Consider the following 2,332-nt stretch of genomic DNA (forward strand, 5'->3'; position numbering starts at 1 on the left):
TTCGCAAGGGCATTGAGCGAGCCCGTGCCAACGATGCGGCGCGTGCCCGTGCCTTGGAGACATGGCTCTCAACGCTCGTGCAATCCTTCAACGAGCGTATTCTGCCCATCGATCAGACGGTTGCCGATGAATGGGGCCGCATGAGCGCCAAGCGTTCGGTGTCGACGATCGATGCGCTGCTCGCGGCCACTGCCAAGGTGCACGGCATGACGTTCGCGACGCGTAACGTCGCCGACATTGCGGATCTGGGGGCGACGGTTATCAATCCTTTCGAAGTAAAAGTTTAAGCGATCCGACGCGCAGACGATTTAAGGGGCGACTACGATGGACGTAACACCGATCAAGACCAGGCGGGACTATCGTCGTGCGCTCAAGGAAATCGAAGGGCTCATGGATGCGAAACGGCGTACGCCTGAGGGCGACCGGCTCGACGTGCTAGTCGCGCTGGTCGAGGCCTGGGAAGCCAAGCACTACGATCTGCCCGACCCGATCGAGGCTATCAAGTATCGAGCAGAAAGGCCTCGAGCCCCGTGACCTTGTGCCTTACATCGGCACTCGCAATCGCTTCTATGAAATGCTCAATCGCAAGCGGCCGCTGACGCTACGGATGGTGTGACGCGAGATCGAACAGGAGGTCGCGCTGCGCGCCGCATAAAAATGGAGGCCAACGCTGGCACCCCTGATCTTCAGGCTGGCGTGCGCGCGCCTCTCGCGAGCATGGCAGAAAACTACCTCTCCGGCCGCGAAACTGTCCATCCAGAAAATTCGCCTCGGCTGCTTTTCCGTGAGACATTTTTCGCAGAGCCGCGTCAGGCTGCATTGGACAACGCGCGCACGCGCGCGCGCAGGAAACGGCGGGACCATTTGCGGGGTAGCGGACGCTTGTCGAGTCGCCAGACGATCACGCTCAATGCATACTCCCAGCGGCGATGCGCGGTCGCCCGCGCAATGCCGAACCGCTGACAGATCGTTCGCCAGCGCGCGCGCTCCGCGCGCATCCAGACGAGTCTGGCCTCATCCGGTTCGAGCCAGACAAGCCATCCAAGCGTTTCCTCCATGCGGCTGATGGCAGCGGGGGCGGGCGGCGGGCGACGCAACCGCGGCGGTTCCTGACCGACGAGGTCGGCGAACTCGCGCACGATGCTTGGCCACAGATTGTAATGGCCTTGCACCTTGACCGGCGGCAGCCGCTTCATGACGTCAGCCGCTTCGTAAAGCCGCTCTTCCACCTGTTTGCGTGTCCATTCAGCCATGGCGCACATCCTTCGTGTCTCGTTTGCCGTAGAGTTTTCTGCCGAGCTGCCGGATCAGTTCACGCTCCGGCCAGGTGAGCCGCTGATCGTCCTCGCTGACCACCAGGATGCCGTGCTCGTGCCAGCCCTCGCACTTGACGTCTTCGGGCGGACGCCGGTGGCCGCCGTATCCCTTGGGCATCCACCTCATGGCTGCGCCTCGCGAGCGATGAGGTCGGCAAGCGCACCAATGACGGAGGCAGGCGTCTTGCCGTCGCCGAGCCGTCCCATGCTGTTGGCAAGCGCCGTGGGTTCGACGCCGTGCTGCAGCAGAAGCGAGAGCGCGATGCAGGCATCGTCGAGGATGCCGTCCATGGCGGAGCCAACCTTGGCGCCGTGGGTGAACACCTCGCCGATGCGGCCGGTGTTCGGGTCGAAGCCGAACGTCACCGCATAGGACTGGCAGTCGTGCACGAACGTGGTCGTGACGCTGGGCCGGCGATCGGGAAGACGCTGTCGGCTCATGGCGCGCCTCCCAAGTGCAATGAGGCATCGAGGGCGCGCCGCATCACGGCACCCCCTTCAGCCAATCGGGGGACTCATTCAGCGGGGAACGTGGGGAACGTCCGTTTTGACGTTCCCCACCATGTTCCCCGGTGCAAGTGTCTGAACTGTCACCGTTTTGGGAACGTGGGGAACGTTGGGAACGTGTTTGCTCCTCTTTTATATTATTTTCGTCGTTTTCCTTGAACGCACACGCGCGTAGGTCAGAAAAACGTTCCCCACGTTCCCCACGTTCCCCAACGCCTTTTCTATCAATGGGATAGGCGTGGGAACGTTGAGGGGAACGTTGCTGCAAAACGGCCTGACGTTCCCCTTTTTCGGCGTCGGACGGGTCCGGAAAACGTTCCCCACGTTCCCCATGTTCCCCTTCGAGGGTGAGCTGCCAGCGCTGCGCCTGATGGAGCACGCCGGTTGCCCGGATGCGCACTTTCAGTCCGGCGACGTCGAACACCCGGTCGCGCATGCGCGCGAGCGCCTTGCCGAGCCGCGTGCGCTGAGACCGGTCGCCGCCCTTGCCGAGCGGCAGGGGCGGCTCG

Annotated in this window: 5 protein-coding genes and 1 pseudogene; 3 read left to right on the forward strand and 3 right to left on the reverse strand. The window is 63.0% G+C overall.

Annotated elements, in window-relative coordinates:
* Together BGN91_RS06090 and BGN91_RS06095 are read left to right on the forward strand one after the other, a co-directional pair.
* On the forward strand, window positions 1–287 hold a 287-nt coding region (locus BGN91_RS06090; RefSeq protein ID WP_292611443.1), incomplete at its 5' end, for a PIN domain-containing protein.
* A gap of 37 nt (window positions 288–324) precedes the next feature.
* A pseudogene (locus BGN91_RS06095) lies at window positions 325–616 on the forward strand (transcriptional regulator).
* A 193-nt stretch (window positions 617–809) separates the two neighbouring features.
* On the opposite strand, the gene BGN91_RS06100 reads toward BGN91_RS06095, so the two are convergent.
* Genes BGN91_RS06100 through BGN91_RS06110 form a run of 3 tightly spaced genes read right to left on the reverse strand, consistent with a single transcriptional unit; the run spans window position 810 to window position 1,757 of the window.
* A complete protein-coding gene (locus BGN91_RS06100; protein ID WP_292611445.1) occupies window positions 810–1,253 on the reverse strand; it encodes a DUF6362 family protein in 444 nt (147 codons plus the stop codon).
* Window positions 1,246–1,443 carry a hypothetical protein gene (locus BGN91_RS06105; protein ID WP_292611447.1) on the reverse strand — a complete coding sequence of 66 codons (198 nt, stop codon included), beginning with the start codon at window positions 1,441–1,443 and terminating at the stop codon, window positions 1,246–1,248. Before BGN91_RS06105 ends, BGN91_RS06100 begins: the two co-directional genes overlap by 8 nt.
* The gene (locus BGN91_RS06110) at window positions 1,440–1,757 is read right to left on the reverse strand and encodes a ribonucleotide reductase (RefSeq protein WP_292611449.1); all 318 of its coding nucleotides are present in this window, start codon (window positions 1,755–1,757) and stop codon (window positions 1,440–1,442) included. Before BGN91_RS06110 ends, BGN91_RS06105 begins: the two co-directional genes overlap by 4 nt.
* 325 nt (window positions 1,758–2,082) lie before the next feature.
* Between BGN91_RS06110 and BGN91_RS06115 the strand changes: the two genes are divergently transcribed.
* On the forward strand, window positions 2,083–2,332 hold a 250-nt coding region (locus BGN91_RS06115; RefSeq protein WP_292611451.1), incomplete at its 3' end, for a hypothetical protein.

The organism is Nitrobacter sp. 62-13 (assembly GCF_001896955.1).
GTDB lineage: Bacteria > Pseudomonadota > Alphaproteobacteria > Rhizobiales > Xanthobacteraceae > Nitrobacter.

Coding starts and splice junctions, on each gene's coding strand:
- BGN91_RS06100 (WP_292611445.1), bottom strand. CDS start 1,253: ATGGCTGAATGGACACGCAAACAGGTGGAAGAGCGGCTTTACGAAGCG.
- BGN91_RS06105 (WP_292611447.1), bottom strand. CDS start 1,443: ATGAGGTGGATGCCCAAGGGATACGGCGGCCACCGGCGTCCGCCCGAA.
- BGN91_RS06110 (WP_292611449.1), bottom strand. CDS start 1,757: ATGAGCCGACAGCGTCTTCCCGATCGCCGGCCCAGCGTCACGACCACG.